Raw genomic sequence first — 26735 nt, 5'->3', positions numbered from 1 at the left:
ACAGGTCCCGGCCCCAGAGTCCGCCCGTGCAACAGCAGATGGTCCAACCGCGCCTGCGGCAGGCGCGCCAAGACCCGCAGAACCCGCGCCTTCGCTAGAGGGAGCGTCCGCGCTGGGCGGCGGCCTGGACGCTCAACGCTGAGAGGCCCCACCAGGTCCGGTGTTGGCCCGGGCCAGGGGCCTGCCAGGGGCGCCGGGTACGGTGTCGGCTGGACACGGCCGGGTCGCTTGAGGGCTGGCGGCGGGACGACGAGGCGGGGAAGATGCAGAACCGGTACGCAGACCGGTGCACGACATGCTCGGTGTGGGTGTTCGAACGCGGCGGCCTCCTCCGCAAGACCGACGACGCCTGGGCGGTGCAGTGCATGGTCTGCCACGGCTTCGCCGAACTGTGGGAGTCCGAGGACTTCGACCCGGCCGACCTCGAACTGCACCTGCCGAAGACGCGGCCGCCGCTGACCGCGAGGTTCCTGACCTTGCGGGTGCTCGGGCTAACCCGCACGTGCTGGAAGTGCCACGAGGACACGACATGCCTGGTCGGGCTCTACCCGCAGCAGCCGGCCCGCGGCTTCGACTCCCTGCACACGGGAGACGAGATCACGCTTGCGCTGATGCAGAAGCTCTTGCGGCGAGGCGGTCGGGTGGACCTCGCCGAGACGATCAAGATCCGGTACAGCAGCATCATGGGCCGCTACCTGTCCAACGGCTGTATTCACTGCGATGCGCTCCAAGGCGACTTCTACCTCCAGGAGGACGTCTGCGACCGTCTCAGCGCGCACGGGCTGGCAGGCCTGGAGGCTCTCCTGACCGTGGACTGCCCGGTGCTCGACTGGTACCCGGTGGTCCACCAGAACGGCGGCGGGATTTCGGTCCAGGCCTGAGGGACCCAGCTGCGTCTCGGACGGTAGCCTGCGGGCCGGGCCGGGTGGCGGGTGGTCAGACGGTGAAGCGAACCGGCCGCCCTGACCACTCACGGTCAGCTCACGGTCCGGACCTTCGGGACGACCTGCTGGAACTGCATCCGGCTGAACGACGAGCCCACTTCGCCGGCTCCGAGCAGGAGCTCGACAGGGTGGGCCAGACCGGAGTGCCGGTACTCGTGCAGATCCCAGCCGGTTCCCGGCCCCGCGAGCGCGGAAGCTGATGTCGTTCCCGACCGGCCGCCGCATTGTTGAGCAGCATGAATGCCCACTTCCCCGGGGCGTTCACCGCCTGCTCCACGCGTCTTGGCTGTCGAAACCCCTTGGCCAGGCGGCACACGGAGGGCTCGGGAGGCGTGGCCGCCCGAGCCCGTGCGCAGGGTGGGAGGGGGCTGGCCGGCAGACACCGGTCAGCCCTCGGTCGCGGTCAGGACCGCCGGTTGCCCGGTCGGGTCCGGTTGCCAGTCCTGCGCCGCGGGGCCGGCAGGGGCCGTGCGGGAGCCACCGGGGCGGGCTGCGCCGCTCGGCGGGTGATGCGGTCCTTCACGCGGTGCAGTTCGCCGGCCCGGCCACGGTGCTGGCGCTGCACCGGGCGCGGGGACGGCTTCGAGGGCCTGGGCGCAGGCTCCTCGCGCCACGGCCGGTCGGCGGCGGGCCGCTGACGGCCCGTTCGCTTCGCTGCCCGCTGGTCGACGGCCTGCCGGATCAGGTCGGAGAGGAAGGTCAAGGTGATGACGAGCACCTTCGCGGTGACCTCGTCGGAGAACGTCGGCAAGAGGTGGTGCACGGTGGGCCCCCAGCGTGAAGTGGTTCCGCCCCGATGGCGGTGATGTGACGGCTCGTCCGGCCCGCAGCCGGTAGGGCGGTGTGCCGAGGCGCACCGGTCGGTGGCCCGGGCCGGTATCGGCCTGGGCGCGCACGGGCTCGGGAGAGATGCCTCTAACACCCGGTGGCCTGCGGTTTCCGCAGCCGGGAGTGGTCGGACATACTGGGGGTGCTCCTGTTCATGGGAATGGCGGTGAGCAGGCTGGCCCGCGGCGCCTGAGAAACGTGCGGGTGGCCAAGGTTGGACTGAGGCCAGGGGCGGGAACCCCTGGCCTCAGCTCTTAGTCGAGGTGAAGGTGCCGTCCGGGTTGGGCCAGACGACCTCGATCCCGAGCCCGGCGCACAGGTCGCGCAGGTCGGAGAGCGGATCGGACGGCAGGAGCACCGCCATGTTGGCCGGTGCGCCCGGGCGCCGGTGAAGGTCGAGAAGGTAGCCGATCGCGGAGCGCACAGCTTCGCGGGAGACAGTCGACTTCGCCTCGTAGACGGTGTCGCTGGTGGCGTCCACCAGGTCCGTGTGGAGGGTGTTGCTTCCGTCGCTTGTGGTGAGCCGCAGGCGGGTTGTGGTGTGGCCGAGGTTGGTGAGGTGGGCCTTGAGGCTGCTGAGAAGGACTGCTTCGCGGCGGGTACTCGATTCCCGGACGACGACCGCGCTCGGCCGACGGGCCCACGAGGAGGCTTCCAGCAACCTCCGCTCTGACGGTCGAGGGGGAGTTGTCTTGGGGGTGTCGGCTGCGGTGTCGGACAACAGGCCCGAGAGCCGGACGCCGCCGAGCTGAGGGCGAAGCCGGAAGATGATCACGCGCCGGTCCTGGCCGCGCTTGTCCGGGGAGTCCACCAGGTAGTAGGGCTCGTTGTAGTCGATCTCGAACTGCCCGATGTACCGGAAGGGTTCCTCGGCGAGCGAGCCGTCGTAGAGCGCGGTTCGCGCCTCGAAGACGTGGATCGGGCGGCCGGTTCGCTTGTGGTCCAGGAGTGCCTTGTTGGACTGGGTGAACTGCTGGTCGCCGTCGTTGCCCTCTCCGAGCAAATGCAGTATGCCTTCGCCGTCCTGTCCGTTGACGGGGAGGTGGGGGTCGGTGTTCGAGTCGTGCCGGAAGCTAAGGAAGACGAGGATGCCGTTGTCCTTTGTGGGCGAGATCGCACCCTGAGGGCGCCCGCCAAGGATCTTGTGGACCTCCCTGCGGGTGAGCTCGGCACCGGGCTTCGGCTTCTCCGTCATCATCACCTCCATGCCAGCAATCTACCTCCCTCCTGGCTTAGGTGCAACAAGAGCTAAACGCGTCATCTAGGTCTTGTTGCACCTTCCCTGGCGCACCTGCGGGCCGGGGAACGCTGGTGTGAACCTGACAAGCCCCGGCCAACGGCAGCAGCGCCGCCGACCACCGGCCGCGTACGGTGCTGGCCCAGCCGCCTGGCCATCAGCACGGATCGGTGGGCTACCGGGCGTGGACCCGCAATGGGGAATCATGAGTGGCCGCGCGGGGGTGCACCACGAAGGACCTGTGCCTATGCCCCGCCCCACCAACCCCGCCCCACCAAGGCTCGGCGCCCCGCCATCGCTCGACGGCGGGCCGACGCCGTCGAACTGTGTCTCGCCGTGCTGACCCGCTGACGGTCGGCCGCAAGCTGGCCGCCGACCCGGCCGTCAACACAGACGGGCTCGCATGCCCATGCGGGCGCGCGGGTGCGAGCTGTACGCGCGCCGCCGTCCGGCGCCAGACGACACCACGCTCGTCCGCTCGGTGCGCCGCGGCGTGGCCGACGCGCTCGACCGCCGGCTCGACGCCGCCCTCGCTTCCGTCGAAGACCTGCGGGCCCGGGAGAGCGCACTGCCTGGTGCACGGTAACGGGGGTCGTCACGCTCTGTGAGGAGCATGACGACCCCCGACGTTGCTCCTCCCAGCTGATCAATCGTCAGCTATCGGCGTCGCCATTCCACACTCGTTTCACATGAGGGCGAGGGCGAGCGAGTGACGACGAGAGCTGCTGAGAGGCGTTTTCGCAGGCCAGAGGCCCTAAAAGGGCCTCATGGCCAAGTGGCCCATGCGGGCCGATTTAGAGGTCGTAGTACAGCTCGAACTCGTGCGGGTGGGGCCGGAGGGCGATCGGGGCGATCTCGTTGGTGCGCTTGAAGTCGATCCAGGTCTCGATCAGGTCCGGGGTGAAGACGTTGCCGGCGAGGAGGTACTCGTGGTCGGCCTCCAGGGCCTCCAGGACGGCGGGAAGGGAGGAGGGCACCTGCGGGACGTTGGCGTGCTCCTCGGGGGCGAGCTCGTAGAGGTCCTTGTCGACCGGCTCCAGCGGCTCGATCTTGTTGCGGATGCCGTCGAGGCCGGCCATCAGCATGGCGGAGAAGGCCAGGTACGGGTTGGAGGACGGGTCCGGCGCGCGGAACTCGATGCGCTTGGCCTTGGCGTTGGAGCCGGTGATCGGGATGCGGATCGCGGCCGAGCGGTTGCGCTGCGAGTAGACCAGGTTGACCGGCGCCTCGAAGCCCGGGACCAGGCGGTGGTAGGAGTTCACCGAGGGGTTGGTGAAGGCCAGCAGCGAGGGGGCGTGCCGGAGCAGGCCGCCGATGTAGTAGCGGGCGGTGTCGGACAGGCCGGCGTAGCCCTGCTCGTCGTAGAAGAGCGGCGAGCCCTCGCTCCACAGTGACTGGTGGACGTGCATGCCCGAGCCGTTGTCGCCGAAGATCGGCTTCGGCATGAAGGTGGCCGTCTTGCCGTTGCGCCAGGCGACGTTCTTGATGATGTACTTGAACAGCATCAGGTCGTCGGCCGCGTGCAGCAGGGTGTTGAACTTGTAGTTGATCTCCGCCTGGCCGGCCGTGCCGACCTCGTGGTGCTGGCGCTCGACCTCAAGGCCGGCCTTGGCCAGCTCCAGCGACATCTCGGCGCGCAGGTCGGCGAAGTGGTCCACCGGCGGGACGGGGAAGTAGCCGCCCTTGTACTTGACCTTGTAGCCGCGCGCGTCGCCCTCGGCGGCGCCGGTGTTCCAGGCGCCCGCCTCCGAGTCGATGTGGTAGAAGGACGCGTTGGCGCTGGTCTCGAACCGCACCGAGTCGAAGACGTAGAACTCCGCCTCGGGCCCGAAGAAGGCGGTGTCGGCGATGCCGGAGGACGCGAGGTAGGCCTCGGCCTTCTTGGCGACGTTGCGGGGGTCACGGCTGTAGGCCTCGCCGGTGACCGGGTCCTGGATGAAGAAGTTGATGTTGAGGTGCTTCTCGGCCCGGAACGGGTCGAGGCGGGCGGTGGCGAGGTCCGGCACGAGGGCCATGTCGGACTCGTGAATGGCCTGGAAGCCGCGGATCGACGAGCCGTCGAACATCAGGGTCTCGGACGGGTCGAAGGTCGCCGCAGGTACGGAGAAGTGCTGCAGTACGCCCGGCAGGTCGCAGAACCGGACGTCGACGAACTTCACGTCGTTGTCCTGGATGAACTGCTTCACTTCGGCGGCGTTGTTGAACATCCATCCTCCTCGGCTGGCGAATGGGGCTCACCCTAGGAATGGGTCGTTTCCAGTCGGTGACCCGCTCGTTTCCTAGATGTTAACCAGGGCCGCCGAGTGGGTGGCAAAGGCGTACGGTACGGGGCAAATCACCTCGTCGACCTGGGGGCCCTCGGGGAAGTGGTCTGGACCACTTGGTAAGCCCGGTGATCGGGATTCACCCGGTCGGGGCGGGGCCCGGCGCCGCGCCCCGCCCGGAGGGGAGCCGGTGCGGGCGCCCGGGGTCAGCCCGGTTAGTGTGGATTCGTGGACACCAGAGAAGCGTTGGGATCGTGGATCGACGGCCCGAAGGCGGCCGCCGAGAAGATGGGCGCCGACTTCGGCTACCGCGGCGAGCGCCTCGGACTGCCGCAGGAGGGCCCCGGCTCGCTCGCCGGCCCCGGCCGACGGATCGGCTCCCTGTTCGTGGACGGCTGGCTGGTCGCCATGGTCTCCTACGGCCTGATCGCCAAGGGCGATCAGGCCGAGGCCAACCTGTGGACCCTCCCGCTCTACTTCCTGGTCGCCGCCGTCCTGCTCGCCACCACCGGCACGACCGTCGGCAAGCGGCTGTTCGGCCTCCGGGTGGTCCGCCTGGACGGGCGCCGCGCGACCATCCCGCAGATCCTGCTGCGCACCGTCCTGCTCTGCATGGTGGTGCCGGCGTTGGTCTGGGACCGCGACACCCGCGGCCTGCACGACAAGGCGGTCGGCACGGTCGAGGTCCGGATCTGACGACGTCCACATGGGCGGATGGCGTCCACGTGGACGACCACGCAGCGGCTGAACGTCGAACGGCCCCGCTGAGGAAACTCAGCGGGGCCGTTCTCGTGTCGTCAGGGGAGGGGAGGGGTCAGCGGGCCTGGCCGCCCTTGGGCATCCGGGCGCCCTTGGGCATCGGGCCCTTGGGGATCGGCGCCTTGGAGAGCAGGTCGCCCAGCGCGCGCAGGCGGTCGTTGGTCTCGGTGACCTGGGCGGGGGTGATGGCGCGGGGCAGGCGCATCAGGTGGATCTGCAGCTTCTTGAGCGGGACCTCGCCCTCGCCGTCGCCCACCACGATGTCGTGCACCGGCACGTCGCCGACCACCCGGGCCATCTTCTTCTTCTCGGAGGCCAGCAGCTGGCGCACCCGGTTCGGGTTGCCCTCGCCGATCAGCGCGATGCCGGCCCGGCCCACGGCGCGGTAGACCGCGTCCTGGTTGCGGGTGACCGCGACCGGGGTGGAGCTGGAGCTCCAGCCGCGCCGGATGTTGTTCAGCACCGCCGCGACAGCGCCCGGCTGCCCCTCCATCTGACCGAACGCGGCGCGCTCGGCCCGGCGCCCGAAGACGATCGCCATGGCCAGGACGGCCACGATGAAGCCCAGGATGCCCAGGTAGATGGGGTGGTCGATCGCGAAGCCGATGGCGAGGAACACGCCGAAGGTCAGCAGGCCGACGCCGGCGATGATCAGGCCGATCTTGGTGTCGACCTTCTTGGTCATGGTGTACGCCAGGCGGATCTGCTTCAGCCGCCCGGGGTTTTCGGATGTTTCCCTCGCCATAACGCTCATGGTACGTGGCACGGGTGCGGGATATCCAAGCCTGGGTACCCGTTCGCCCGAACCGTGACCTGTGTGCCCGCGCACCGTCGCGCACAGCGACGTCGGCGACCTCAGGGGCGTACGGAGCGCGCCCTCGCCGTGCCCGCCGCCGCCCCGCCGCCCGCCAGGGCGTCGTGCCGGCGGTCCGCCGCGTACCGGCGGTTCTCGCACACCGCCGCCCAGGCGTTGAGCCGCGCGTGCCGCTGGCCGGGCGCCAACAGGACGCTCTCGGCGAACCGCAGCGCCACCCCCACCGACCGGATCCGCATCCGCATGCCGAACAGCTCCTCTCGTGGCTGAGAAGAATCGAACGCTCACTAGGCGTCCATCGTCCCCACCCCGTGTTACCAGCCCGTGACCAGGCAGTCAAAGCGTGGTGAAGCCCGAAAGGGCGGAGCCGTAGCTCCGCCCTTCGAATGGCCCAGCGGCCGAAACCTGCCCCGGAACGTCAGACCGCGGCCTGCGCGCGCCGCTCCAGCGCCTGCCGGTACAGCCGGCCCGCCCGGTACGACGAACGCACCAGCGGCCCCGACATGACACCCGCGAAGCCCAGCTCCTCGGCCTCCTCCTGGAGCTCGACGAACTCCTGCGGCTTCACCCAGCGCTCCACCGGGTGGTGGCGCAGCGAGGGGCGCAGGTACTGGGTGATGGTGATCAGCTCGCAGCCGGCCCCGACCAGGTCGGCCAGCGCCTGGCTGACCTCCTCGCGGGTCTCGCCCATGCCCAGGATCAGGTTGGACTTGGTCACCAGCCCGGCCGCGCGGGCCTGGGTGATGACGTCGAGCGAGCGCTCGTACCGGAACGCGGGGCGGATCCGCTTGAAGATGCGCGGAACCGTCTCGACGTTGTGCGCGAGCACCTCGGGGCGGGAGGAGAAGACCTCGGCCAGCTGCTCGGGCACCGCGTTGAAGTCGGGGATGAGCAGCTCGACGCCGGTACGGCCGCCCGCGCGCTCGGCGGTCATCGCGTGCACCTGGCGCACGGTCTCGGCGTACAGCCAGGCGCCGCCGTCCTCCAGGTCGTCGCGGGCGACGCCGGTGATGGTGGCGTAGTTGAGGTCCATGGTGACGATGGACTCGGCGACCCGGCGCGGCTCGTCGCGGTCGAACTCGGCGGGCTTGCCGGTGTCGATCTGGCAGAAGTCGCAGCGGCGGGTGCACTGGTCACCGCCGATGAGGAAGGTCGCCTCGCGGTCCTCCCAGCACTCGAAGATGTTGGGGCAGCCGGCCTCCTGGCAGACCGTGTGCAGCCCCTCCTTCTTCACCAGCGACTGGAGGGCGTTGTACTCCGGGCCCATCTTCGCGCGGGTCTTGATCCACTCGGGCTTCCGCTCGATGGGGGTCTCGCTGTTGCGGACCTCCAGGCGGAGCAGCTTCCTGCCGTCGGGCGCGACAGCGGACACGTGCGACTCCTAGAACTAGACGGGGTACCCCCAGGGTACGCCTGTGGTTGTACGGCCTGTGCCGGGCCTGCCGCCCTGCAATCGCAGGGCAACGCGGCTACCGGCCAGTAGATTCCCAGTGGCTGGCGGTTTCAGCTGCATGGGCACCGGGCCGCAGCGGCTGAACGGCGGCGGGCTTCAGCGGTTGAGCGCCGGCTCCGGCAGCTCGGCGAAGACGTCCTTCAGGTGCCGCTCGACGGCCGGCAACGCCTCGCTCACGCCGAAATCGCGCCCCAGCTCGCCGGCCAGCGAGGCCACGCCCGCGTCCCGGATGCCGCAGGGCACGATCTTGTCGAAGTACGTCATGTCGGGGTCGCAGTTGAGCGCGAAGCCGTGCATGGTCACCCCGCGGGCGACCCGGACGCCGATCGCGGCGAGCTTGCGGTCGCCGCCGCGCTGCCCGGCGTTGGACGGGGCGTACTCGGGCCCGGCCAGTCGCGGGTCGATGCCCAGCGGCAGGCCCATCCGCAGGGTCAGTTTGCCGATGTCCACCACCTCGGCCGGGTCCACCACGGCGTCCGGGATGTTCTGGCCCAGCACCCAGACCCCGCTGCGGCCCTCGACCCGGGTGGTCTGGACGCCGAAGTCGGCGGCGGCGCGGATCAGCGCCTCCTCCAGCCGGCGGACGTACGCGATCACGTCGATCGGGTCGGGCAGCTTGATGATCGGGTAGCCGACCAGCTGGCCGGGGCCGTGCCAGGTGATCTCCCCGCCCCGGTTGACCTCGACCACGGGGGTGCCGTCCAGCGGCAGGTCGGCGGGGTTGGTGCGCTTGCCCATGGTGTAGACGGGCGGGTGCTCCAGCAGCAGCACGGTGTCGGGGATCTCGTCCGCGACCCGCAGCGCGTGCAGTCGCTGCTGCTCCTCCCACGCCGCCTCGTAGGGGACGACGTGCTCGCCTATGCCCATCCGCACGAACCGCACGTTGTCGCTCATGCGCCCACCTCGCTTCGCTCGGCGGTCGCTTCGCGAGACGCGCCTCGGTTCACTGTTCGCTCGCTCACCGCTTGCGCTCCTTGCCAGGCGTTCGAGACCAACCTCGCCACTGTACGCCCACGCCCGTACCAGCCGTTCAGCCGCCCGAGAGCAGCTGCAGCCGCAGCGCCAACTGCAGTTCCAGGGAGCGCTCCGGCTGGCTCCAGTCCCGCCCGAGCAGCGCCTCGACCCGGTCCAGCCGCTGCACCACGGTGTTCACGTGGACGTGCAGCTCGTCCTTGGCCCGGGTGAGGCTGCCGCCGCAGTCGAAGTAGGCGCGCAGGGTGCGGACCAGCTCGGTGCCGCGCCGGGCGTCGTAGGCGAGCAGCGGGCCGAGCGTCGCGCCGACGAAGCCGTCCACGTCGTGGCCGTCGCCGAGCAGCACCCCGAGGAAGCCCAGCGCGCAGGCCGAGGCGCCCTCCCCGGCGCGGCCGAGCACCCGCAGGGCGCGCACGCAGCGCAGGCCCTCGGCGTACGCGGCGGCCAGCGCCCGGGGGCCGGCGGCGGGGCGGCCGGCGCCGACGGTGACCGGGAAGCCGGCCAGCCGGGCCAGCCGCTCGGCGGCCTGCCGGGCGGTCTCCTCGGGGTCGTCGGTCGTGCCCGCTTCGAGCGGCACCAGCAGCACCACCGCCTCGCCGTGCTCGGCGCCGACGCCCCGGGAGCCGAACAGATAGCGCCGGGCGGCCCCCGCGAGCCGTCCCCGCCCGTCGCCGTCGCCGTCCGCCGGTTCCGCGACCAGCACCAGGTGCGGCCGGGCGAGGTCGACCCCGAGCCGGCGGCCGCGCGCGGTGAGCCCGGCCGGGTCTCGCTCGGGGGCGGTGAGCAGGTCGGTGAGCAGCTCGCCGCGGACCCGGTTCTCGGTCTCCGCCACCGAGCGGCGCAGCAGCAGGAGCAGCGCGGTCACCACGCTGGCCCGCTCGAACAGCCGCCGGTCGGCGTCGTCGAGGTCGGGCCGCCCGCGCAGCACCATGGTGCCGAGTGCGTCGTGCCCGGCCAGCACCGCGCACACCCACAGCTCGCCGTGCCGTACCGACCGGCCCTCGGCCCGGGACGCGGCCACCGCCCCGGCCAGCTCGGCGGCGGGCGTCGGCCGCCCGGCCAGCGGCTCGCCCTCGGCGTCCAGGACCGCTATCTCCCCGTCCAGCAGGAGTGCGACGGCGGCGGCGACGTCCGGCACCTCGGCGCCGCGCAGCACCAGGTCGGTGAGCCGGTCGTGCGCCTGCTCGGCGCGCTGGACGGCGGCGGAGTGGGCCCGGACCAGCTCGTTGGCGGCGTTCAGTTCGGCGAGCGCGGCCCGGGTTCCGGCCAGCGACTTGGCGGTGTCCAGGGCGATCGCGGCGTGCGCGGCCAGCGTGCAGAGCAGCGCGACCTCGTCGGGGGAGAAGGCGCGCGGCGAGCGGTCGGCGGCGAACAGGACGCCGATGACCTGCCCGCCGAGCAGCAGCGGCACCCCGATGATCGCCACCAGGCCCTCGTCCAGCACGCCCGCGTCGATCGTGCCGGTGTGGTGGAAACGTTCGTCGGTGCGGTAGTCGGGGGTGGCGTACGGGCGGGCGGTCTGGGCGACCAGCCCACCCAGGCCGTCGCCGAGGCTGAGCCGAAGGGTCTGGAAGAGCACGGAGACCGAGCCGTCGGTGACCCGCATGTAGGTGTCGCCGGCGGCCTCGTCCGGCAGGGTCAGGTACGCGGTGTCGGTGCCGAGCAGCATCCGGGCCCGGCGGACGATCGCCTGCAGCACGGTGTCCAGCTCCCGGGAGGCGGCCAGGTCCCCGGCGGTGTCGAACAGTGCGGTCAACTCGGCCTCTCGGCGCCGGTGTTGACGCAACGTACGGTGCACCCGCAGGGCCTGCCAGGTGGCGTCGTCGATCTCGGCGAGGACGCCGGCCGGCGCCCCGCGGCGGCGGGCGTCGGCCAGCACCTCGGCGAAGTCCTCGGTGGCGGCGCCGGAGGCGAGCAGGTCGAGCAACCGCCGCAGCGCGGGTGCGGCGCCTTCGTCGGGGTGGTTCATGGTGCGGGCCGCCAATCGGCGTCGGGTCCGACGGTTGCGAGGAATCGCGATGCTATCGGCTCAACCCTCAGGCCACAGCGGGCTTTCCGACCACGGCACCGTCCGCCGACTGCTCCTCGACCTCGGTGAGGTCCTGCCCCCTGGTCTCCCGTGCGCACAGCACCGCCAGCAGGGTGATCGCCGCCGCGACGGCCACGTACACCGCGATGGGGGTGGCGTTGCCGTAGTCCTTGAGCAGCGCGGTGGCGATCAGCGGGGCGGGCGCCCCGGCTGCCACCGAGGCGAACTGGGCGCCGATCGAGGCCCCCGAGTACCGCAGCCTGGTCGCGAACAGCTCGGAGAAGAAGGCCGCCTGCGGCGCGTACATCGCGCTGTGGAACACCAAACCGACGGTCACCGCGACCACCAGCGCCCCGAAGGACTTGGTGTCCACCATCCCGAAGAACACGAACGCCCAGACCCCGACCCCGGCCGCGCCCACCAGGTACACCGGCCTGCGCCCGACCCGGTCGGACAACGCGCCGAACAGCGGGATCAGCGCGAACTGGATCGCCGAAGCGATCAGTACGGCGTTCAGCGCGCTCTGCTTGTCGAAGTGCGCGTGGTTGACGGCGTACGTGAGCACAAAGGTCGTCATCACGTAGTACGAGATGTTCTCCGCCATCCGTGCGCCCATGGCCACCAGCACCTCCCGCCAGTGGTGCTTCAACACCCCCACCAGCGGCGCCGGTTCGGCCTCCTGTCGGGCCTGCGCCGCCCGCAGCGCCTGCCGGAACAACGGCGACTCGTCCACCGCCAGCCGGATCCACATCCCGACCCCGACCAGCACCGCCGACAGCAGGAACGGCACCCGCCACCCCCACGCCAGGAACGCGCTGTCCGACTGCACCGCCGTCATCAACGACAGCACCCCCGCCGCCAGCAGGTTCCCGGCCGGCGCGCCGCCCTGCGGCCACGACGCCCAGAACCCCCGCCGCCGCTGGTCCCCGTGCTCCGACACCAGCAGCACCGCCCCGCCCCACTCCCCGCCGAGCGCGAACCCCTGCACCAGCCGGAGCGTCGTCAACAGCACCGGCGCCGCGACCCCGATCGACCCGTACGTCGGCAGCAGTCCGATCGCCGTGGTCGACCCACCCATCAGCAGCAGGCTCACCACCAGCAGCTTCTTCCGCCCCACCCGGTCCCCGAAGTGCCCGAACACCAGGGCCCCGAGCGGCCGCGCCGCGAACCCGATCGCATAGGTCAGGAACGACAGCAGCGTCCCGGTCAGCGGATCGGTGTTCGGGAAGAACAGCTTCCCGAACACCAGCGCCGCCGCCGTTCCGTACAGGAAGTAGTCGTACCACTCGATCGTCGTGCCGATCAGACTCGCGGCCACCACTCGCGGGAGTGAGCTGGTCGCCGCCGAACCACGTGCAGGGGCCTTCATGGGTCACCACTTCCAGGTCCAGAGGGGAGGATGTCGCCACAAGGTAGGAACCCCGTGCGCCATGGACTATGTGACCGACCCACACAACCCATGGGCGGAGATAGCCGACCATCCCATAAACCCCTTGGCTCCTGACCGTTGCCCACCCCCGCCCCCTTCACCCGTCGCCGCTCCGGCACCACCGAAGCGGCGACATTGCCGAGCGCTCTTGACCCCCAGAAGCAGGGGGAGCTCAGTGCGCCGTCCAGCCGCCGTCGATGGGGAGGCTGGCGCCGGTGATGTAGGAGGCGGGCGGGGTGCAGAGGTGGAGGGCGAGGGCGGCGACCTCGGAGGGTTCGATGAGGCGCTTGACGGCGGTGCGGTCGAGCATGACGCGCTCGACGACCTCGTCCTCGGGGATGCCGTGGGCGAGGGCCTGGGCGGCGATCTGCTGCTCGACCAGGGGGGTGCGGACGTAGCCCGGGTTGAGGCAGTTGCTGGTGACGCCGTGGGGGGCGCCTTCGAGGGCGACGGTCTTGCTGAGGCCCTCCAGGGCGTGCTTGGCGGTGACGTACGCGGACTTGAAGGCGCTGGCGCGCAGGCCGTGGACGGAGGAGATGTTGACGATCCGGCCCCACCGCTGTTCGTACATGTGGGGGAGGGTGCGGCGCAGGATGCGGAACGGGGCCTCGACCATGACGCGTTGCATGAGGGTGAAGCGGTAGAGCGGGAACTCGTGCACGGGCGCGAGGTGTTGCAGGCCGGCGTTGTTGACCACGATGTCGGCGTCGTCCGGCAGGGCGTCCACGGCCTCGGGGTCTGCGAGGTCCGTGACGATCGCGCGCCCGCCGATCCGCTCGGCGACGTCCCGGGCCGGGCCGGCCGCGAGGTCGACGACGTAGACCCGGGCGCCGGCCCCGGCGAAGGCCTCGGCGCAGGCCCGGCCGATGCCCGAGGCGGCGCCGGTCACCAGGGCCGTGCGGCCGTCGAGCGGGCGGGCAGTAGAGGTGTCCATGGCCGAGAACGGTAGGAATCCGGCGGCGCGGCTCCCATGTGGTGGGCCGCTACAGCAGCGGGGTCCCCCATGGTGGAAGCCAACATGACGGTCGATCGACGGTTCGAGCCCGGAAGGCCAAACCCATCATGACCTCGCTTCCCCACAATGGGCGCGGTTGCTTCACCCGTTCGGAGGATTGCTCGGTCGGATCCACCCATAGCGCCCGAATGCTCGCTACATTCACGCCGATTCCCGACAGGGGGCGCCGCCCCAGGCCGCCGAAGTGCTGGTAGAGCCCGGTGCGACGTCCGAGAGGTGTTGACTGACATGCCCCAACGGCCTGCAACCGACAGCCCGGCGTACGGACCGCTCGACCCGCTCGGCCAGCACCGAGGTCCGGTCGGCCGGACCCTTCCGGACGCCCACGACGCCCTGGCCCCCAACGCCCTGACCGGCGACACGCTGACCACCGACGCCCCGACCGCAGACGAACTGCGGCTGCCCGTGCAGGCCACACCGAACCGGCACGAAGCCACCGCCGCACCCGCCCCCGCGACCACCAGCGGCCACGGCAGCCACACCGGCCACTCCGGCCCGGCCCCGCAGAACGGCCAGCTCGCCGCGCTGATCGAGGAGGCCGGCTTCTCGCACGCCGGCCTGGCCCGCCGGGTCGACCAGCTCGGTCTGGAGCACGGCCTCGACCTGCGCTACGACAAGACCTCGGTCACCCGCTGGCTGCGCGGCCAGCAGCCCCGCGGCGCCACCCCGGCGCTGATCGCCGAGGTCTTCACCCGCCGCCTCGGCCGCCGCCTCACCGCCCAGGACCTCGGCCTGGACGCCTGCGCCCCGGTCTACGCGGGCCTGGAGTTCGCCGAGACCCCGCAGGAGGCGGTGGACATCGTGGCGAGCATGTGGCGCAAGGACAACGGCCCGCAGTCCGAGCTGCGCCGGATCGCCTTCACCCCGGCCGGTCTGGTCGTCCCCAGCCGGGACTGGCTGATCGGCCGCACCGACGAGCGGGTCGCCCGGGACGGCTCCACCCTGGTCCGCCCGGACGCCACCACCGGCCCGCCGGGCACCGCCCCCACCGCACCGGCGCCGAGCGCCACGAGCGCGTCCGGCGCCCCCACCGTGAGCCCCGCGCGCGGCCAGGCCCCCGGCGCCCCCAGCTCCCGCAGCACCGCCGGAACCACCGGTACCGCCGCCACCATCGGCCGGGTGCCCACCCAGAGCCGCCGCTTGCCGGCCGTCGTCGAGCCGCCGTACACCGACCCGACCCGCGAGGCGCGCCCCGCCCTGCGGGTCGGCCGCGGCGACATCGCGGCCATCCGCGCCGTCGGCGACCTCTTCCGCGCGCTCGACCACGCCTACGGCGGCGGTCACGCCCGCCAGGCGCTGGTCCGCTACCTGGAGAGCGAGGCCGAGCCGATGCTGCGCGGCCGCTACGGCGAGCAGATCGGCCGGGCCCTGTTCGGCGCGGTCGCAGACCTGACCAGGCTGGCCGGCTGGACGTCCTTCGACATCGCCGCGCACGGCCTCGCCCAGCGCTACTTCGTCCAGGCGCTGCGCCTCTCCCAGGCCGCCGGGGACCGCGCGCTCGGCGGCTACGTCCTGGTGACGATGAGCCAGCAGGCCGTCCACCTGGGCCACGGCCGGGAGGCCGTCCAGCTCGCCCGGGTCGCCCAGCAGGGTGTGGGCACCGCCGTCCCGCCGGTGGTCCAGTCGCTGATGCACGCCGCCGAGGCGCGCGGGCACGGCCTGCTGGGCGACGTCCGCTCCTGCACCACCGCCCTGGTACGGGCCGAGCGCTCGCTCGCCGCCTCCCGGACGGGTGACGAACTTCCCTCCTGGGCACGGTACTTCGACGAGGCGCAGCTCTCCGACGAGTTCGCCCACTGCTACCGCGACCTCCAGCAGTGGCGCACCTCCGCGCAGCACGCCGAGAAGTCGCTGCGGCTGCGCTCGCCCGCCTACGCGCGCAGCCGGATCTTCTGCCGGCTGGTGCTGGCCACCGCCCGGCTCGGCATGGGCGACCTCGACGAGGCCTGCACGATGGCCACCGACGCACTGCGGGCGGCGGGGGAGATGCGCTCGGCCCGGTCGCTGGAGTACGTCCGGGACTTCCACCGCCGTCTCACCCCCTACCGGGGCAGCCCGGTGGCCCGCGCCTTCGAGGAGACGGCCCGCCAGGCGGGGGTGATCTGACCGCGGGCCTGACGACACCCGACCACACGGATCGCCCGCCCGACCGCCCGACAACACGGACCGCCTGACAGCCGGGCCGAGAAGGCCAGCTCTCGGCCCGGACCTTCGGCTGCTCCGGATCGGCGCCCACCGGCGGCCGGGCGCCCAGGAACACCACTCGGATCGCGAGCCGCCCCGAGGCGCGCAGGGTGCGCTCGATGAAGCCGGGTGGCCCAGGCCGAACCGGGAGAGCGCGTCGACCAGGTTCGGCGCGCGCCCAGTCGAGGTCGTCCGGGCCGATCAGGACACCGAGCACGATCTCGAACACGACGGTCGGTACGGCGATCCACCGCGGCAGCCGGTCGGCGCGCAGCGGCGCGGCGACGGCTGCCGCGGGGAACGGGATCAGCGCGACCGGCTGGGCGGGGGCGCTCACCGCGAAACGGCAGAACGGTGGAAATCATCCGTTGAACGGTCAGAACGTGCATGTCGGCATCCCGGCACGCCGTCGGTCTGTCACCCCGGCAGACCGCTGGCGTGTTCGGGCGACCGAACGGCACGCGCGAGCAGCACGCACGAGCAGAACGCCCCGGGCCAACGGCCTCAGGCCGCCGCCTCGGCCTCCCGCGCGTCCGCCGGCAGCCCGAGGTCGCGCAGCGCCGCCCACGCCGCCCGCCGCCCGGAGACCAGCGCGCCCTGCACGGTGCTGGTGTCCCGGTGGTCCCCGGCGACGTACAGCCCGGCCAGCACCCGCACCGGCCGGCGCGGGTTGTGCGGCGGCGGCATCGCGGGCAGCGCGTCCGGGACGTGCCGCACGCTGAGGAACTGCCAGCCCGCCGTCGAGGCGCCGTACAGCTCGGCCAGCCGGGCCCGGACGGCCGGTTCCAGCCCGGCCGGGCCGCCCGCGTCGAAGGAACGCCGCCCGAGCACGGTGGTGGCGACCAGCGCCTGCCCGGCCGGGGCGAAGGACGGGTGCAGCTCGCTGAGCACCAGCGAGTGCGAGACCAGCGGCGGGTGCCCGCTCGGCCGGTCGCCGTCGAGCAGCAGCACGGCCTCGTTCAGCGGGGCGCGGTCGGCCGCGTGGAAGAAGGTGGTGACGGGGTGGAAGTCCGGCAGCCGCAGCCCGGGCAGCAGTTCGACGGCGGAGCGGGCGTCGGTGGCGACCACGACGGCCTGGGCGCCGATCCGCCCGTGGGCGAGGGTCTCCACGCCGTCGGCGGTGACCGAGGTGACCTGCACCCCGGTCCGCACGGTGCCGGCGGGCAGCGCGGCGGCCAGCTGGGCCGGCACGGCCGCGATCCCGTCGGCGGGCAGACAGAGCCGTCCGCGGGCGTAGGAGCGCAGCACCAGGTCGGCGATCCGGCTGCTGGTGCCGAGCGCCGGATCGCTGAGCAGCGCGCTGAGCAGCGGGCGCAGGAAGCCGTCCACGGTGCGCGGGGCGAGGCCGTGGCCGGCCAGGGCGCGGGCGGCGGTGGTCTCCGGGCGGGCCTGCAGCCGGCTGGCCGGGGTGGTGGCGGTCCGGCCGAGCCAGCTGCCGAGACGGGCCTTGTCCAGCGGGCTGCCGAGCGGCGCCCGGGTGGCGGCCTGGCGGGCGGTGGTGAGCTGCGGGTCCCCGGCGCGGTAGCGGCGTCCGGCGCTGTGCACCAGCACGCCGGGCGTGAGCTGGCGTAGGTCCAGGCGGTCGAGGTCGAGCGCCCGGCGCAGCTCGGGGAAGGCGGTGTTCAGCAGGTGGCTGCCGTCGTCGAGTCGGAATCCGTCCAGCTCGCGGGTGGCCATCCGGCCGCCGATCCGGTCGGTGGTCTCCAGGACCTGAACGGCGAGGCCGTGGTCGGTGAGTGCGCGGGCGGCGGCCAGGCCCGCGAGTCCGGCGCCGACCACGACGACGTCCGGGTCGGACGGTCGACGGGCGCGGCGGGTGAAGTCGTATGTGGGCACTGGCGTGCTCCCTCCCTGGTCCCGGGGCTCCGGCCGACGCAGGCAGCGGGGTGCCGGGACACGGTCCGTGGAAGGTGATGCCCAGTCAGTATGAGCATCAGACAAGCACAACGGACCGGATGCGGGGGTCGGGAGGGGTTGTGCGGCACCGGGCGGGGGCGCGGTCACGGACAGTGCGCTGTGGCGGCCGAGATACCGGGCTGGCGGGCGCGTACGGTCACCGGGGGCGTGCGACGCGCCCGCCATGTGCTCCCGTGCGCCCCCTGTCGGAGCCCCGTCCGACCCCCGCCCGGCATATGCCCCTGGCCAGGGTGAATGCCGTAGGAGGCCTACGCGCGAAGCGGGAGTCAGAGTGCCGCGCGCACTGCCGAGTCCACGTCCGGGTGCGCGAAGCGGAACCCCGCGTCCAGCAGCCGCCGCGGCACCACCCGGTGGCTGCCGACCACCTCGACCGCCAGCTCCCCGAGCACCGCCTTGAGCACCGCCTCCGGCACCGGGAACGGCGTCGGCCGCCCCAGCGCGCGCCCGATCGCCGTGGTCAGCTCGGCGTTGGTCACCGGTTCCGGTGCGGTGAGGTTGAAGGCGCCGGAGAGGTCCTCCCGGTCGATCAGGAACCGCAGCGCGGCCACCTCGTCGGCCAGCGAGATGTAGCTCCAGTACTGCCGCCCGCTGCCCAGTCGTCCGCCCAGGCCCAGCTTGAACAGCGGGAACAGCCGCCCGCCCGCCCCACCGGCGGTGGAGAGCACCATCCCGGTGCGCGGGTGCACGACCCGGATCCCGGCCCGCTCGGCCGGCCGCGCCGCCGCCTCCCACTCCAGGCACACCTCGGCCAGGAAGTCGTCCCCGGCGGGGGAGTCCTCGTCGATCACCTGGTCACCGGTCTGCCCGTACCAGCCGACCGCGGAGGCGCTGACGAGCACCCGCGGCGGCTCCTTGAGTTCGGCCAGTGCGACGGCCAGGGTCTCGGTGCCGTAGACCCGGCTCTCCCGGATCTCCCGCTTGTACGCGTCCGTCCAGCGGCGGTCGCCGACGCCGGCACCGGCCAGGTGCACCACCGCCTCGACCCCGGCGAGGCCGTCCCGCTCGACCTGGCCGAGCAGCGGGTTCCAGCCGATCGCCGTACTGCCGTCGGGCTGCGGGCCCGTCCTGGAGCGGCGCCGGACCAGCCGGACCACCTCGTGGCCGTCCGCCAGCAGGGAGCGGACGAGTGCCGAACCGATCAATCCCGTGGAGCCTGTGACAGCGATGCGCATGGGCCCCATCCTCGCAGTACTTAATCCCCGCCACGTTCGCACGCGCCTCATTAGGCTGACGCGCATGCCCCATGACTCCCATGACGATCTGATCATCCGTCCGGCGCGGCCGGAGGACGACCGCGAGCTCGCCGCCCTCGACCGGGCCTCCTGGTCCACCCTCTCCGACGTCTCCCCGGAACCACCGGCCAGGGACGGGATCTTCGACGAGCGGCACACCCCCGACCAGTACCTGCTCGCCGTGCTGGACGGCCGGATCGTCGGCTACACCCGCCAGGTCCCGTCGACCCCGCTGGCCAGCAACCGGCACGTCCGGCAGATCCAGGGCCTCGCCGTCGACGGCACGGTCCGCGGCCGGGGCATCGGCCGCCGACTGGTCGAGGCGGCCTGCGCCGCGGCCCGGGCCGAGGGTGCCCGCAGACTGACCCTGCGGGTGCTCGGCTGGAACGCCCCGGCCCGCCGGCTGTACGAGAGCTGCGGTTTCGTCGTGGAGGGCTCGCTGACCGAGGAGTTCCTGATCGACGGCCGGTACGTGGACGACGTCTGGATGGCCCGCCGACTGGTCGACTGAGGCCCGCTGGCTGGCGCGCAGTCAGCGGATCGGGCGCTGCAGAGTCGTGACGTACCCGCCCTGTCTGGAGCCGCGCCCCGCCGGGTACCGTACGCCCGTGAGCAACTCGACGCCTCCCGGGTGGTACCCGGTCCCCGGTGCGGACGGCACCCCCGGTCACGAGCGCTGGTGGGACGGCAACGCCTGGACCAGCGAGGTCCGACCGCTCCAGGGCGGCGCCGGACAGCTCGCCGACGCCCCGACCCAGGCCTGGCAGCCGCCGGCCCCGCAGCCCCCGCAGCCCGGCTACGGCTACCCGGCGCAGGGCGGCTCGCCCGCCCCCGGCTACGGATACCCGGGTCAGGACGCCAGCCGGGCCCCCGGCTACGGCTACCCCGGCCAGGACGGCCGGGCCCCGGGCTACGGCGCGCAGGCCTCCGGGTACGGCTACCCCGGCCAGGAGGCCTACCAGGGCGGCGGCTACTACCCGGACCAGGGCTACCCGCCGCCCGCCCCCGCGAGGACCAAGCCCGGTGTGATCATCGGGATCACGGTCGGCGTGCTGGCCGTGGGCGGGATCATCGCCGGGATCATGTTCAGCCAGGGCGGCGACCCGAAGGCGGGCCCGACCCCGAGCCCCACCGTGTCGGCCAGCCAGAGCGACAGCCCCGGGCCGACCCCCTCCCCGACCGAGAGCACGCCCACCGTCGCGCCGCCCAAGCCCGTCCCGGCCGTGAAGAGCACCGTCCCGGACGCCCAGCACGCGATAACCGTCCCAGTGTTGGACGGCTGGGACGTGTCGCCCAACCCCGCGCACTCCACCGTCTACCTCGGCAGCGGCCGCTACACCTGCGCGGACGGCAACGCCTGCATCCGCGGCCAGTTCTCGGTCGAGAAGGACACCGTCCAGGGCGCCTCGCCCAAGGCGGCCGCCGACGCCGCGATGCCGGCCTACGCCGGGGGCATCTTCACCGGGATCACCTCGCACACCGACTCCGGCTCCGGCTTCGTCAGCGTCGCCGGTGTGCTCGGCTACGCCACCCGCTGGCACGTCCGTACCTCGGACGGCACCCAGGGCTACGTCCTGCTGGCCGCCGTCCCCGCCAAGGGCGGCGGCTACGTGGTCTTCGAGGGCGGCGTGGACGACGACCCGGCCGCGCCGGACGCCTCGGTGCTGGACCAGATCCTGAAGGGCATCAAGCAGGACGGCAGCTCGGGCAGCAGCACCTGATCGATCCCGGTCAATCCCCGTAGCGCTCCCAGAGCTTGGGAAAGCGTTTCGCCATGACGTCCGGGTCGTCGAAGTCCAGCGCCGCCCCGGCCGGCCGCCCGGCCTGTCGACCGCCCACCTCGGGCAACGGCAGGCCGGTCAGCCGCTCGTACGCCTCGTCGGCCGCGTAGCCGAGGTCCTCGGCCTCGCCGTCCTCCTCCTCGTCGAACTCGGGCAGCAGGTCCGCCAGGTCGTCCGGCTCGGCCAGCCCGCCCTCGAAGACCTCCCGGCCCTGGCCGATCAGCCAGCAGCGGAAGAAGTCGAAGGTGTCCTCGGAGGCGCCGTCCAGCAGCAGGTAGGCCGCGCCCCACAGGTCGTGGCGGTAGGCGCGCTGGAAGCGGGCCTCGAACAGCCGGGCGAAGTCGATCACGTCGTCCGGGGTCAGCCGGACGAGGTGCTCCACCAGCCGGTCGGCCTGTTCGTCGGGATCGCCCTCGGCGGCCTCCCGGGTCTCGTCGATGATCTGCCAGAAGTCGGTCTCGTCCATCACCGCTCCAGCATCCCCGCTCGGCAGCCCCGGCGCATGCCGCGACCCGAAGAGAAGGCGGCGGAATCCCGCGCCGTCCGGGAACGGCGGAACCCCGCGCCGTCCGGGGACGACGCGGGGTTCGGTACGACCGGGGTGCCTTACAGGCCGAGCTCGACCTCGAACTCGCCGGCCTCCAGGATCTCCTTGACCGCGACCAGGTAGCGGGCGGCGTCGGCGCCGTCCACCAGGCGGTGGTCGTAGGAGAGCGACAGGTAGGTCATGTCGCGGATGCCGATGGCGGTGCCGCCGTCGGCCTCGATGACGACCGGGCGCTTCACGGTGGCGCCGATGCCCAGGATGGCGGCCTGGTTCGGCGGCACGATCACGGTGTCGAACAGCGCACCGCGCGAGCCGGTGTTGCTGATGGTGAAGGTGGCGCCGGACAGCTCGTCCGGGGTGATCTTGCTGTCGCGGACCTTGGCGGCCAGCTCGGCGGTCTTCTTCGAGATGCCGGCGATGTTGAGGTCGCCCGCACCCTTGATGACCGGGGTCATCAGACCCTTCTCGGAGTCCACCGCGATACCGATGTTCTCGGTGTCGAAGTAGGTGATGGTGCCCTCGGCCTCGTTGATCCGGGCGTTGACGACCGCGTGGGCCTTCAGCGCCTGGGCGGCGGCCTTGACGAAGAACGGCATCGGGGAGAGCTTGACGCCCTCGCGGGCGAGGAAGCCGTCCTTGGCCTTGGCGCGCAGCGACATGATCTTGGTGATGTCCACCTCGACCACGCTGGTCAGCTGGGCCTGCTCGTGCAGGGCCTTCATCATGTTGTCGCCGATGACCTTGCGCATGCGGGTCATCTTGACCGTCTGGCCGCGCAGGGCGGACGGCGCGGCGGCGGCCTTCGGCGCGGCGGCCGGAGCGGCGGCGGCGACCGGGGCCGGGGCGGCCTTGGCGGCCTCCGCGGCGGCGATGACGTCCTGCTTGCGGATGCGACCGCCGACGCCGGTGCCGACGACGGAGGACAGCTCGACGCCGTGCTCGGCGGCGAGCTTGCGCACCAGCGGGGTGACGTAGGCGTCACCGGCGTCGGCGGCCGGAGCAGCCGGGGCGACCGGGGCCGGAGCAGCAACCGGGGCCGGGGCGGCGACCGGAGCCGGAGCGGCCGGGGCAACCGGAGCGGCGACGGGGGCCGGGGCAACCGGAGCGGCGACGGGGGCCGGGGCAGCGACCGGAGCCGGGGCGGCGACCGGGGCCGGGGCGGCGACCGGGGCCGGGGCGGCAGCGGCGGCACCCGGGGCACCGATCAGCGCGAGCTGGGCGCCGACCTCGGCGGTCTCGTCCTCGCCGACCAGGATCTTGACGACGACGCCGGCGACCGGCGACGGGATCTCGGTGTCGACCTTGTCGGTGGAGACCTCGAGCAGCGGCTCGTCGATCTCGACCGTCTCACCCTCGGCCTTCAGCCAACGGGTGACGGTGCCCTCGGTGACCGACTCGCCCAGCGCGGGCAGCAGCACCGGGTGGGCGTCGCCGGCCGGAGCGGCAGCAACCGGAGCGGCGGCGGCCGGAGCGGCAGCCGGGGCCTCGGCGACCGGAGCCGGAGCGGCGACCGGGGCAGCGGCCGGAGCGGCCTCGGCGGCGGGCGCCGGGGCGGCAGCGGCGGCCTCGGAGCCGTCGTGGATGATCGCCAGCTCGGCGCCGACCTCGACGGTCTCGTCCTCGCCGACCTTGATCGAGGCCAGGATGCCGGAGGCGGGAGCCGGGATCTCGGTGTCGACCTTGTCGGTCGACACCTCCAGCAGCGGCTCGTCGACCTCGACACGCTCACCCTCGGCCTTCAGCCAACGGGTGACGGTGCCCTCGGAAACGCTCTCGCCCAGCGCGGGCAGTGTTACTGAGACCGCCATGGTTTCAGCGACTCCTATCAAGTCTTGCGTACGGGAAGTACTGGAAAAGGGGGGTGGTGGGCGCGATCAGTCGTGCGCGTGCAGCGGCTTGCCGGCCAGCGCCAGGTGCGCCTCGCCCAGGGCCTCGGACTGGGTCGGGTGCGCGTGGATCAGCTGCGCGACCTCGGCCGGCAGGGCCTCCCAGTTGTAGATCAGCTGGGCTTCGCCGACCTGCTCGCCCATGCGGGCGCCGACCATGTGGACGCCGACCACGGCGCCGTCCTTGACCTGGACGAGCTTGATCTCGCCGGCGGTCTTCAGGATCTTGCTCTTGCCGTTGCCGGCCAGGTTGTACTTCAGGGTGACGACCTTCTCCTTGCCGTACAGCTCGACGGCCTTGGCCTCGGAGATGCCGACGGAGGCGACCTCGGGGTTGGAGTAGGTCACCCGCGGGACGCCGTCGTAGTCGATCGGCATCGGCTTCAGGCCGGCCAGACGCTCGGCGACGAGGATGCCCTCGGCGAAGCCGACGTGGGCGAGCTGCAGGGTCGGGGCGAGGTCGCCGACGGCCGAGATGGTGGGCACGTTGGTGCGCATGTACTCGTCGACCAGGACGTAGCCGCGGTCCATCGCGACGCCGTTCTCCTCGTAGCCGAGGCCGGCCGAGACCGGGCCGCGGCCGATGGCGACGAGCAGCAGGTCGGCGTCGATCTGCTTGCCGTTCTCGGTGGAGACGCGGACACCGGTCTCGGTGTACTCGACGCCGGAGAAGCGGGCCTTCAGCTCGAACTTGATGCCGCGCTTGCGGAACGCGCGCTCCAGCAGCTTGGAGGAGTTCTCGTCCTCGAGCGGGACGAGGTGCGGCAGCGCCTCGACGATGGTGACCTCGACGCCGAAGGACTTCCAGACCGAGGCGAACTCGACGCCGATGACGCCGCCGCCCAGGATGACGGCCGACTTCGGGATGCGGTCGAGCTTGAGGGCGTGGTCGGAGGAGATCACGCGGTTGCCGTCGATCTCCAGGCCCGGGATCGAGCGCGGCACCGAACCGGTGGCCAGGACGATGTGGCGGCCTTCGATGCGCTGGCCGTTGACGTCCACCGAGGTCTGCGAGGAGAGCTTGCCCTCGCCCTGGATGAAGGTGACCTTGCGGGACGCCACCAGGCCCTGCAGGCCCTTGTACAGGCCGGCGATGACGTCGTCCTTGTACTTGTGGACGCCGTTGATGTCGATGCCCTGGAAGGTGGCCAGCACGCCGAACTCGGCGGCCTCCTTCGTCTCGTCCGCGATCTCGGCGGCGTGCAGCAGCGCCTTGGTCGGGATGCAGCCGCGGTGCAGGCAGGTGCCGCCCAGCTCCCCCTTCTCGACCAGGGCAACGCTCAGACCCAGCTGAGCGGCGCGGAGCGCCGCGGCGTAACCGCCGCTTCCGCCTCCGAGAATGACTACGTCGAAAACGGTGCTGGCGTCGTTCGCCACGTCACGTCCTCCATGCAATGGGGTGGGTCGCCGGGCCGGTCGCGGTCCGGTGGGTCGGATGCCTTTGTGAGGCGCCCAGTCGTGCCGGAAATACATCTTCGCACTTGTTCGCGGTAGCTGATGTCCGGGTCCACCCCAGGGGTGTCCCGCAGGGTGGTCACCGGGGCGGGAACGCCCCCGACGGAAGGGCATCATCGCAGCTCAACGCGGTATTGACAGCCGCCGGACGGGCGCCTTCCGCCCCGTTCGCCGCCACCTGTTCCGCTCTGTGGAACAAAGTTTCGCCCGTGGCGAACAGAGGTGTGCCGGGGCGTCCCGGCCTACTCGCAGGTAACCCCCGTGGAGGCTCAAGTCCGGTCGGATCAGGCCTTGCCGTTGGCCGCGGTCTGCTCGGCGAAACGGATCAGGGTGCGCACCGCGCTCGCGGTGCCGCCCTTCGGGGTGTAGCCGAACGGCGCGCTCTCGTGGAACGCCGGGCCGGCGATGTCCAGGTGCGCCCAGTCGGTGCCCTCGGCCACGAACTCCTTCAGGAACAGGCCGGCCACCAGGCCGCCGCCCATCCGCTCGCCCATGTTGGCCAGGTCGGCGATGGTCGACTCGGTGAAGCCCTTGCGCAGCTCGGCCGGCAGCGGCATCGGCCAGGACTGCTCGCCGACCTCGCCCGCGATGGCGTGCAGGTTCTCGCGCAGCTCGTCGCTGTTGGACATCACGCCGAAGGTGCGGGTGCCCAGGGCCAGCACCATGGCGCCGGTCAGGGTCGCCACGTCGACGATGACGTCCGGGTTCTCCTCGCCGGCCCGCACGATCGCGTCGGCCAGCACCAGACGGCCCTCGGCGTCGGTGTTCAGCACCTCGACGGTCTTGCCGCCGTACATGCGCAGCACGTCGCCCGGACGGGTGGCGGAGCCGGACGGCATGTTCTCGGCCAGCGCCAGCCAGCCGGTGACGTTGACGACCAGGCCCAGGCGCTTGGCGGCCACCACGGCGGCGAACACGGCGGCGGCGCCGGCCATGTCGCACTTCATGGTCTCGTTGTGGCCGGCCGGCTTCAGCGAGATGCCGCCCGAGTCGTAGGTGATGCCCTTGCCGACGAAGGCCAGCGTGGCCTTCGCCTTCGGGTGGGTGTAGGCCACCTTCACCAGCCGCGGCGGGTTGGCCGAGCCGCCGCCGACGCCCAGCAGGCCGCCGTAGCCGCCCTTGGTCAGGGCCTTCTCGTCCAGCACCTCGACCTTGAGGCCGTGCTCCTTGCCGGCCGCCTGGGCGATCGCGGCGAAGCTCTTCGGGTTCAGGTCGTTCGGCGCGGTGTTGACCAGGTCGCGGGCGCGGTTCATCTCCTCGCCGATCGCGGCGGCGCGCTCCACGGCGGCCTTGGCGTCCTTGCTGCCCTTGCGGGCGGCCAGCACGACCAGCTCGCCGACCGGCTCCTTGCCGTTGCCGTTGCCCTTGTACGTGCCGAAGGCGTACGAGCCGAGCAGACCGCCCAGCGCCAGCGCCTCCACGTCGTCCGCGGACTCGGCCGGCAGGGCCAGCGCGGCCTTCTTGACGCCGGCCAGGGCGCGGGCGGCGACACCGGCGGCGCGGCGCAGCGCCTCCGGCTCGTAACGCTCCTCGGCGGCCTCGCCGAGGCCGACCGCGAGCACGAGCGGGGCCTTCAGGCCGGTGGGGGAGGGCACCTTGACGGTCTCGCCCTCGGCGCCGGTCGCGCCCAGGGTGCTGAGGACCTCGGCCAGCTTGCCCTCGAACGCCTCGTTCACGGCCTCGGCGCCGGGGGCCAGCACGATGCCCTTCGGGCCCTTCGCGAGACCGACCACCAGGGCGTCCGCGCGCAGCGAGGCGGCGGAGGAGGTGCTCACAGACAATGCAGTCACGTAATGCGTCCTGTTCTTTCGCGGGTCCACGGCCGGTCACGGCGTGACTGCCGAACCGGCGCAGCCCGCCGTGGCAGGCCGTCCGCCGACGCGTCTGCGGGTCCGGGCCCCCTGGTGGGGGGGGGGGGGGAAGGGGGGGGGGGAACACAAAGAAAAAGACCCCCTATGCGCACCGGGGGGGGAGAAAACGCCCAGAAGG

22 protein-coding genes are annotated in these 26735 nt (G+C 72.3%); 6 read left to right on the top strand and 16 right to left on the bottom strand.

The genetic code is table 11. From position 1 onward, the window contains the following. Positions 1 to 308 precede the first annotated feature (308 nt). Positions 309 to 881: a hypothetical protein gene (locus tag ACFQ87_RS05105; RefSeq protein WP_380609185.1), complete on the top strand. Its 573-nt coding sequence runs from the start codon at positions 309 to 311 to the stop codon at positions 879 to 881. Positions 882 to 1347: 466 nt separating this feature from the next. Here ACFQ87_RS05105 and ACFQ87_RS05100 read toward each other — a convergent pair whose 3' ends face one another. Then, on the bottom strand, positions 1348 to 1695 hold the full coding sequence (locus ACFQ87_RS05100; RefSeq protein ID WP_380609184.1) for a hypothetical protein: 348 nt from the start codon (positions 1693 to 1695) through the stop codon (positions 1348 to 1350). Between the two features lie 324 nt (positions 1696 to 2019). Next, complete coding sequence (locus ACFQ87_RS05095) at positions 2020 to 2979, bottom strand: hypothetical protein (protein ID WP_380609183.1); 960 nt, start codon at positions 2977 to 2979, stop codon at positions 2020 to 2022. Between the two features lie 433 nt (positions 2980 to 3412). Between ACFQ87_RS05095 and ACFQ87_RS05090 the strand changes: the two genes are divergently transcribed. Next, a complete protein-coding gene (locus ACFQ87_RS05090; RefSeq protein ID WP_380609182.1) occupies positions 3413 to 3595 on the top strand; it encodes a hypothetical protein in 183 nt (60 codons plus the stop codon). 208 nt (positions 3596 to 3803) lie between these two features. On the opposite strand, the gene glnA is transcribed toward ACFQ87_RS05090, so the two are convergent. After that, the gene (gene glnA, locus ACFQ87_RS05085; RefSeq protein WP_380609181.1) at positions 3804 to 5216 is read right to left on the bottom strand and encodes a type I glutamate--ammonia ligase; all 1413 of its coding nucleotides are present in this window, start codon (positions 5214 to 5216) and stop codon (positions 3804 to 3806) included. 285 nt (positions 5217 to 5501) lie between these two features. Here glnA and ACFQ87_RS05080 point away from each other — a divergent pair, with 285 nt between their 5' ends. After that, positions 5502 to 5969: an RDD family protein gene (locus ACFQ87_RS05080; protein WP_380609180.1), complete on the top strand. Its 468-nt coding sequence runs from the start codon at positions 5502 to 5504 to the stop codon at positions 5967 to 5969. A 118-nt stretch (positions 5970 to 6087) separates the two neighbouring features. Here ACFQ87_RS05080 and ACFQ87_RS05075 read toward each other — a convergent pair whose 3' ends face one another. The 7 genes from ACFQ87_RS05075 to ACFQ87_RS05045 form a co-directional block, all read right to left on the bottom strand. Next, the gene (locus ACFQ87_RS05075) at positions 6088 to 6786 is read right to left on the bottom strand and encodes a DUF4191 domain-containing protein (RefSeq protein ID WP_380609398.1); all 699 of its coding nucleotides are present in this window, start codon (positions 6784 to 6786) and stop codon (positions 6088 to 6090) included. Positions 6787 to 6887: 101 nt separating this feature from the next. Then, entirely contained in the window at positions 6888 to 7091 is a 204-nt protein-coding gene (locus tag ACFQ87_RS05070) for a hypothetical protein (RefSeq protein WP_380609179.1), read from the bottom strand. A gap of 173 nt (positions 7092 to 7264) precedes the next feature. Beyond that, on the bottom strand, positions 7265 to 8218 hold the full coding sequence (lipA, locus tag ACFQ87_RS05065) for a lipoyl synthase (protein ID WP_380609178.1): 954 nt from the start codon (positions 8216 to 8218) through the stop codon (positions 7265 to 7267). A 177-nt stretch (positions 8219 to 8395) separates the two neighbouring features. Continuing rightward, positions 8396 to 9193: a lipoyl(octanoyl) transferase LipB gene (lipB, locus tag ACFQ87_RS05060; RefSeq protein WP_380609177.1), complete on the bottom strand. Its 798-nt coding sequence runs from the start codon at positions 9191 to 9193 to the stop codon at positions 8396 to 8398. A 136-nt stretch (positions 9194 to 9329) separates the two neighbouring features. After that, entirely contained in the window at positions 9330 to 11240 is a 1911-nt protein-coding gene (locus tag ACFQ87_RS05055; RefSeq protein ID WP_380609176.1) for a helix-turn-helix domain-containing protein, read from the bottom strand. 67 nt (positions 11241 to 11307) lie between these two features. Beyond that, positions 11308 to 12669 carry an MFS transporter gene (locus ACFQ87_RS05050; RefSeq protein ID WP_380609175.1) on the bottom strand — a complete coding sequence of 454 codons (1362 nt, stop codon included), beginning with the start codon at positions 12667 to 12669 and terminating at the stop codon, positions 11308 to 11310. Positions 12670 to 12901: 232 nt separating this feature from the next. After that, positions 12902 to 13663 (bottom strand): 3-hydroxybutyrate dehydrogenase, encoded by a 762-nt coding sequence (locus ACFQ87_RS05045; RefSeq protein ID WP_380609174.1) that lies wholly within the window; start codon positions 13661 to 13663, stop codon positions 12902 to 12904. Between the two features lie 309 nt (positions 13664 to 13972). On the opposite strand from ACFQ87_RS05045, the gene ACFQ87_RS05040 reads away from it, so the two are divergent. After that, on the top strand, positions 13973 to 15850 hold the full coding sequence (locus tag ACFQ87_RS05040) for a regulator (RefSeq protein WP_380609173.1): 1878 nt from the start codon (positions 13973 to 13975) through the stop codon (positions 15848 to 15850). A 582-nt stretch (positions 15851 to 16432) separates the two neighbouring features. Here the strand turns inward: ACFQ87_RS05040 and ACFQ87_RS05035 are convergent. Next, positions 16433 to 17764 (bottom strand): FAD-dependent oxidoreductase, encoded by a 1332-nt coding sequence (locus ACFQ87_RS05035; protein WP_380609172.1) that lies wholly within the window; start codon positions 17762 to 17764, stop codon positions 16433 to 16435. A gap of 347 nt (positions 17765 to 18111) precedes the next feature. After that, on the bottom strand, positions 18112 to 19026 hold the full coding sequence (locus tag ACFQ87_RS05030) for a TIGR01777 family oxidoreductase (RefSeq protein WP_380609171.1): 915 nt from the start codon (positions 19024 to 19026) through the stop codon (positions 18112 to 18114). A 55-nt stretch (positions 19027 to 19081) separates the two neighbouring features. Between ACFQ87_RS05030 and ACFQ87_RS05025 the strand changes: the two genes are divergently transcribed. Both ACFQ87_RS05025 and ACFQ87_RS05020 read left to right on the top strand, forming a co-directional pair. Continuing rightward, complete coding sequence (locus tag ACFQ87_RS05025) at positions 19082 to 19588, top strand: GNAT family N-acetyltransferase (RefSeq protein WP_380609170.1); 507 nt, start codon at positions 19082 to 19084, stop codon at positions 19586 to 19588. 97 nt (positions 19589 to 19685) lie between these two features. Further along, the gene (locus ACFQ87_RS05020) at positions 19686 to 20798 is read left to right on the top strand and encodes a DUF2510 domain-containing protein (protein ID WP_380609169.1); all 1113 of its coding nucleotides are present in this window, start codon (positions 19686 to 19688) and stop codon (positions 20796 to 20798) included. Positions 20799 to 20808: 10 nt separating this feature from the next. On the opposite strand, the gene ACFQ87_RS05015 is transcribed toward ACFQ87_RS05020, so the two are convergent. The 4 genes from ACFQ87_RS05015 to ACFQ87_RS05000 all read right to left on the bottom strand — a co-directional run bounded on the left by ACFQ87_RS05015 (position 20809) and on the right by ACFQ87_RS05000 (position 26536). After that, a complete protein-coding gene (locus ACFQ87_RS05015) occupies positions 20809 to 21324 on the bottom strand; it encodes a DUF4240 domain-containing protein (protein WP_380609168.1) in 516 nt (171 codons plus the stop codon). A 140-nt stretch (positions 21325 to 21464) separates the two neighbouring features. After that, a complete protein-coding gene (sucB, locus tag ACFQ87_RS05010; RefSeq protein ID WP_380609167.1) occupies positions 21465 to 23213 on the bottom strand; it encodes a 2-oxoglutarate dehydrogenase, E2 component, dihydrolipoamide succinyltransferase in 1749 nt (582 codons plus the stop codon). Positions 23214 to 23279: 66 nt separating this feature from the next. Then, positions 23280 to 24668: a dihydrolipoyl dehydrogenase gene (gene lpdA / locus ACFQ87_RS05005; RefSeq protein ID WP_224284763.1), complete on the bottom strand. Its 1389-nt coding sequence runs from the start codon at positions 24666 to 24668 to the stop codon at positions 23280 to 23282. Positions 24669 to 25030: 362 nt separating this feature from the next. After that, a complete protein-coding gene (locus ACFQ87_RS05000) occupies positions 25031 to 26536 on the bottom strand; it encodes a leucyl aminopeptidase (protein WP_380609166.1) in 1506 nt (501 codons plus the stop codon). Positions 26537 to 26735: the final 199 nt, after the last annotated feature.

This window comes from Kitasatospora sp. NPDC056531 (assembly GCF_042794375.1).
GTDB lineage: Bacteria > Actinomycetota > Actinomycetes > Streptomycetales > Streptomycetaceae > Kitasatospora.
Note: the sequence above shows the minus strand (reverse complement) of the source record. Positions and strands in the feature narration are given on the sequence as shown.